Consider the following 6,512-nt stretch of genomic DNA (forward strand, 5'->3'; position numbering starts at 1 on the left):
GGTAGTCACCTCCCGTGGCGTTCCAGTCGACCACGATCTGCTGCCGCTCCGCCGCCGTCAGCATCTCCAACTCGCTCAACCGCGCCTCCGGCCGTCCGGTCACCACCGAGGCCAGCAACGTCTGGAAGTGCCCCACCAGCCGCCGCATCGTGGTGCCGTCGAAGAGCGCGCGGTCGTAGACGAACCGGAACTCCAGCGCCCGCCCGGCCGAGGCCACCAGCGTCAGTGGATACCCGGTCCGCTCCACGCAGTTCACCAGCCGGCTGGTCAGCCCGTCCGGAACGTCCGAGTCCTCCTGAAGGACCGGGTAGTTCTCGAAGACCAGGATGGACCGGAACAGCGGCTCGCCGCGCGGGATCTGGCTGTACTCGCGGACATCGACCAGGTGGCAGTACTCCCACTGGCGCATGTCGAGCTGCTCGTCCTGCAAGGCGCGCAGCCACTCGGCCACCTCCTCGTCGCCGTCGACCCGGCCGCGTACCGGCAGCGTGTTGATGAAGAGCCCCATCATCGCCTCGACGCCGGGCAGTTCGATCGACCGGCCTGAGATGGTCGAGCCGAAGAGCACGTCATCGTTGCCGCTGTACCGGGCGAGCAGGATCGACCAGAGGCCCTGGACGAGGGTGTTCATGGTGAGTCGCTGGGTGCGGGCGTAGGCGCGGGCGGCCGCGAAGAGCGGCTCGTCGGCCCGGACCTCGATCTCGCCGACTCCCGACTCGCCGGTGACCCGGTCGACGTGGAGGTCGGTCGGCTCGGTGATGCCGGCCAGGTAGCCGGTCCAGAAGTCCTTGGAGCCGGACGGGGACTGGGAGTTCAGCCACTCGATGTACCGCCGGTAGGGCACGGCCGGCGGCAGCTGCCGGGGTGTTCCGTCCAACAGGCCGCGGTAGAGCGCGAACAGCTCCTGCTGGAGGATCTGGATGCTCCACCCGTCCAGCAGGATGTGGTGGAACGACCAGACCACGATCCGGCGTTCCGCCGCCATCCGGATGCTGGCCACCCGCACCAGCGGTGCCTGGGCGAGGTCGAAGCCCTGAGTCCAGTCCGCCGCCAGGAACTCCGCCAGCCGCGCCTCCTGAACCTCGGCCGCCAACTCGCGCCAGTCCAGCCGCTGGTACGGCAGTCGGGCGGTCCGCTGCACCACCTGGACCGGCTCGGAGACGCCCTCCCAGATGAACGCGCTGCGCAGGATCGAGTGCCGGTCGATCAACTGCTGCCAGGCGTCCCGGAAGCACTCGTCATCGAAGGACCCGTTGATCTCCTCGGTCATCTGCACCAGGTAGGGGCGGGTGTCGGAGGAGTCCTCCAAGGAGTGGAAGAGCATGCCGAACTGCAGGGGCGAAAGACCGTAGACGTCTTCGACGTTGTGCGCCATCAGGAGAACCTCTTCAGGATCGCGGCCATGTCGGTGGCACTGACATCGGTGAGGGGGGTGCCTTCGGTGGCCCGGGCGGGGCCCTCGCTCTGCTCGGCGCCGGCCGAGATGAGCTGCCGCAGGCCGTCCAGCAGGTCGGCGGCCAGCCGCTCGACGGTCCGGCGGTTGTGCAGCGCGGCGGAGTAGTTGATGTTCAGGTGGAACGTGTCGCCCTCGACGGCGGCGGTGATGTCGAGCACGTTCCAGCGCATGCCGTCCGGGCTGATCGAGTGGCCCTTGGGTTCGGTGGGATCCGCGTAGCGGCCGATGCCGGGCAACTGCTCGGTGAACTGGCCCAGATAGTTGAAGTTGACCTCGGGGGACGGCTGCGCCTGCAGCACGTCGGTCACCTCCGGGCGGCCGAGGTAGCGCAGGATCCCGTATCCGACACCCTTGTTGGGTATCCGGGCCAGCTGCTCCTTGACCGCGGCGAGGGAGCTCACCGGATCGGCGGCGGGGTCCACTGTCAGCGCGACCGGGAAGACACTGGTGAACCAGCCGATCGTGCGGGACAGGTCGACGTCGCTGAACAGGTCCTCGCGGCCGTGGCCCTCCAGGCCGATCAGGGTGCGGCCGTCGCCGGTCCAGCGAGCCACCGCGCGAGCCAGCGCGGTCAGCAGCGCGTCGTTGATCTGGGTGTTGAAGGCGCGCGGCACCTCCCGCAGCAGGGCGCTGGTCTCCTTCGGGGTGAGCGTGGCGCTGACCGTGTCCGCCGAACGCGCCTCGTTGGCGCCGTCCCGGTCGCGCGGGAGCCGGCCGCTCGGCTTGGACTCCGACCAGTAGCCGAACTCGGCCTCTGCTTCGGCGGAGACCGCGAACCGGCTGAGCTTCTCCGCCCAGGCCTTGAACGAGGTCGTCTTGGGCGGCAGTTGCGGGGCCCGCCCGGCGGCGCGCCGCTCGTAGGCGCTGCCCAGGTCCTCCAGCAGGATCCGCCAGGAGACGCTGTCGATCGCCAGGTGGTGCACGGTGAGCAGGAACCGCTGCCCGCGTTCGCCGCCCAGGTTCAGCAGCGCGCCACGCAGGATCGGCCCGTCGGCCAGGTCGAGGCTTCGCTGCACCTCCTCGCCGATGCCACGCAGCACCGACCACAGGCCCTCGTCGGAGACTTCCGAGAGGTCGTGCACGTCGAGCAGCCCCCGGCCGGCCGAGTCGGCCGAGTGCTGGGTCCAGGAGGAGTCGTCGGCTCGGCGGTAGCGCAGCCGCAGCGCGTCGTGATGCTCGGTCAGATCGGTCAGCGCACGTTCCAGCACCGTCGGGTCGAGGCATTCGGTAGCCAGCAGCTCGGCCTGGTTGAAGTGGTGGCCGCTCGGCAACTCCTTCTCGAAGAACCAGTGCTGAATGGGCGTCAGCGCGACATCGCCCAGGACCTTGCCCTGCTCCGCGTTCGCCGAGGCGCCGGACTGCGCATGGCCGGCGATCTCCGCGATGGTCTGGTACTTGAAGATCATTCGAGGCGTCAGGTGCAGGCCGAACTTCTTGGCCTTGGCGATCACCTGGATGCTGATGATCGAGTCGCCGCCGAGCTCGAAGAAGTTGTCGTGGATGCCGATCGGGTCGACGCCCAGGATCTCGCTCCAGATGGCGGCGAGGGTCTGCTCGACCGGGGTGCGGGGTGGGGTGTAGGTGGCGTCGAGGTCGGGGCGGTGGTGGTCGGGGGTGGGGAGGGCTTTCTGGTCGACTTTGCCGTTGGGGGTGAGGGGGAGGTGGGGGAGGGTGATGTAGGTGGTGGGGATCATGTAGTCGGGGAGGTGGTGTTGGAGGTGGGTGCGTAGTTCGGTGATGGTGGGGGTGTTGGTGGAGACGAGGTAGGCGACGAGGCGCTTGTCGCCGGGGGTGTCCTGGCGCAGGACCACGGTGGTGGCGGTGATGGTGGGGTGGGTGAGGAGGTTGTTTTCGATTTCGCCGAGTTCGATGCGGTAGCCGCGGAGTTTGACCTGGTTGTCGATCCGGCCGATGAACTCCATGTGGCCGTCTTCGCGCCACCTGACCAGGTCGCCGGTGCGGTAGGCGCGGGCGGTGGGGTCGGTGCTGAAGGGGTCTTGGATGAAGCGGGTGGTGGTCAGCTCGGGGCGGTTGTGGTAGCCGCGGGCGACGCAGATGCCGCCGAGGAGGCATTCGCCGGGGATGCCGATGGGGACGGGGTGGTTGAAGCGGTCGACGACGTAAGCCGTCGTATTGGTGATCGCTGTCCCCACGGGGGTGGTTCCGGTGGTGGGGTCGATGGTGGTGCTGAGGCTCATGACGTTGGCGACGGAGCCTTCGGTGGCGCCGTATTCGTTGGCGATGACCGTCGTGCGGGTGCTGGTGGTGAAGATGCGGTTGGCGAGGGTGGGTGTCAGCTCTTCGCCGCCGGCGACGATGGTCGCGATGTTGTGCTTGGTGCCGGTGAGTTCGAGCTGGGTGGTGAGGAGTTCGAGGTGGGAGGGGGTGGCTTTGAGGAAGCTGATCTCGGTGCCGGTGAGGATGAGGTCGATGGTGGCGTCGAAGGCGCTCTGGTCGGGTGCGGGCTGGGGGATGGCGAGTTGTTGGCCTTGGATGAGGGGGAGGAAGAGGGCGGTGATGGTGAGGTCGAAGGTGACGGAGGAGTAGAGGAGGGTGCCGATGCCGTTGGGGGTGATGGCCGGGTAGTTCTGGTCGCACCAGTGGAGGTAGTTGACGACGCCGCGGTGGTCGAGTTGGACGCCCTTGGGGCGGCCGGTGGATCCGCTGGTGTAGATGAGGTAGGCGAGGTGGTCAGGGGTGGCAGTCGGTATGGGGTTGCTGGTGTCGGCTGTTGCGGGCCAGCCCTGGTCGACGAGGAGGATCGATGTCCCGCTTGGCAGCCTCTCGGTGTGCCGGCTGTGGGTGATGACCAGGGGTGTGGCGGTGTCTTCGACCATGTAGGTGATGCGGTCGGTGGGGTAGTCGGGGTCGAGGGGGACGAAGGCGGCGCCGGCCTTGAGGATGCCGAGCAGTGCGCAGATGAGGTCGGGGCTGCGGTCCAGGCAGACGGCGATCAGCGTGTCGGGAGTGACGCCCTGGTCGCGCAGGTGGTGAGCGAGCTGATTGGCCCGCTCGTTGACCTGACGGCACGTCAGGACAGTGTCCCCGCAGGTGAGGGCGATGGCGTCCGGCTCCCGTGCGCACCGTTCCTCGATCAGCGAGTGGATGGTGGCGGTGTCCGGGTAGTCACCTCCCGTGGCGTTCCAGTCGACCACGATCTGCTGCCGCTCCGCCGCCGTCAGCATCTCCAACTCGCTCAACCGCGCCTCCGGCCGTGCGGCCACCCCGGCGAGAAGCGTCTGGAAGTGCCCCACCAGCCGCTCCATCGTGGCCGGTTCGAAGAGATCGGTCCGGTACTCCACCGATGCGTCCAGCCCGCCGCCGTTCTCCACCACGGTCAGCTGCAGGTCGAACTTCACCGCCTGGCCGCCGATGCCGACCTGCTCGACCGCCAGGCCCGGCAGCGCCCACGTGCCCTCGCCGTCCGGGACGTTCTGCAGCACGAACATGGTCTGGAAGAGCGGGTTGCGGCTCAGGTCGCGTTCGGGGGCCAGCTCGTCGACCAGGCGCTCGAACGGGAGGTCCTGGTGGTCGTAGGCGCCCAGCGCCGTCTCCTTGACCTGCTCAAGGAGTTGACGGAAGGTCGGGTCACCGCTGAGATCCGCTCGCAGGACCAGGGTGTTGACGAAGAACCCGATCATCTCCTCGACCTCGGCCCGGTTGCGGCCGGCGATCGGAGTGCCGACGGTGATGTCCTGCTGGCCGCTGTACTTGGACAGCAGTAGCTGGAACACCGCCAGCAAGGTCATGAAGAGACTCGCGCCCTGGTCGGCGGTGGCGACCTTCAGCTGCTCGGTCACCTCGGCCGGGACGCTGAACCGGACGGCGTCGCCGTCACCGCCGCGCTCGGCGGGCCGGCGGTGGTCGGTGGGCAGTTCCAGCGGCTCGATACCGGCCAACTGTGCCTGCCAGTAGTCCAGTTGTCGATCCAGTGCCTCGCCCGCCAGCCACCGTCGCTGCCAGACTGCGAAGTCCGCGTACTGCACTGCCGCGTCGGGCAGTTCGGCCGTCCGCTGCTGAACGGCTGCGGTGTACAACTCACGCAGCTCGCGCGCCAGGATCCCCTCCGACCAGCCGTCCGAAACGATGTGATGCACCGTCAGTAGCAGATACTGCTCATCCGGTGCCAGCCGCACCAGGTCCGCCCGCAATGGCCGTCCGGCGGCCAGGTCGAAGGGCCGGGCCCCTTCGGCAGCCATCAGCTCCTGCGCGGCCGCCTCGCGCGCTTCGGCGTCGGCGATCCCGCTCAGGTCGTGGATGGTCACTGTCACCGGGTGCGGGGCGTCGACCAGTTGCGCCGGGTGCCCGTCCTCGTCAGCCAGGAACCGGGTGCGCAGCACCTCGTGCCGTGCCACCAGCCCGCTGAGCGCAGTCTGCAGCGCAGCGACGTCCAGCCAGCCGCGCAGGTGGAGGCCGACGGGCACCAGGTACTCGGCACTGCCCGGCTCCAACTGGTCCAGGAACCAGAGTCGTTGCTGGGCGAAGGAGAGTGGCAGCGGGCTGCCGTCGCGCGGTGCCGGGGCCAGCCGAGTGGTCAGATCGGCGCCCAGGTCGGCGATGGCGTGGGCGAGTTGGGCCGGCGTGGGGGCGGTGAAGACGCTGCGGACCGGGACCTCGACGCCGAGCTCCTTGCGCAGGCGGCTGGTGACCTGGGTGGCGAGCAGCGAGTGCCCGCCGAGCTGGAAGAAGTTGTCGTGGATGCCGATCGGGTCGACGCCCAGGATCTCGGACCAGATGGCCGTGATGGTCTGCTCGACGGGGGTGCGGGGTGCGAGGTACGCGGCGTCCAGGTCGGGGCGGTCACTGTCGGGGGCGGGGAGGGCCTTCTGGTCGACCTTGCCATTGGGGGTGAGCGGAAGGTGGTCGAGGACGACGTAGCTGGTGGGGATCATGTAGTCGGGCAGGTGCTGCTGGAGGTGGGCACGCAGCTCCCCGGCGCTGGGCGCGGTCTCGGCAGCGGTGAGGTAGGCGACGAGGCGCTTGTCGCCGGGGGTGTCCTGGCGCAGGACCACGGTGGTGGCGGTGATGGTGGGGTGGGTGAGGAGGTTGTTTTCGA

2 protein-coding genes are annotated in these 6,512 nt (G+C 68.8%); both read right to left on the minus strand.

From position 1 onward, the window contains the following. Positions 1–1,375: condensation domain-containing protein (locus tag P3T41_RS36670; RefSeq protein WP_280694995.1), on the minus strand; the 1,375-nt coding region annotated here is incomplete at its 3' end. Next, the coding region (locus P3T41_RS36675; protein ID WP_280694996.1) for a non-ribosomal peptide synthetase at positions 1,375–6,512 on the minus strand (5,138 nt) is incomplete at its 5' end. The genes P3T41_RS36670 and P3T41_RS36675, both read right to left, overlap by 1 nt.

Source organism: Kitasatospora sp. GAS204B (assembly GCF_029892155.1).
Taxonomy (GTDB): domain Bacteria; phylum Actinomycetota; class Actinomycetes; order Streptomycetales; family Streptomycetaceae; genus Kitasatospora.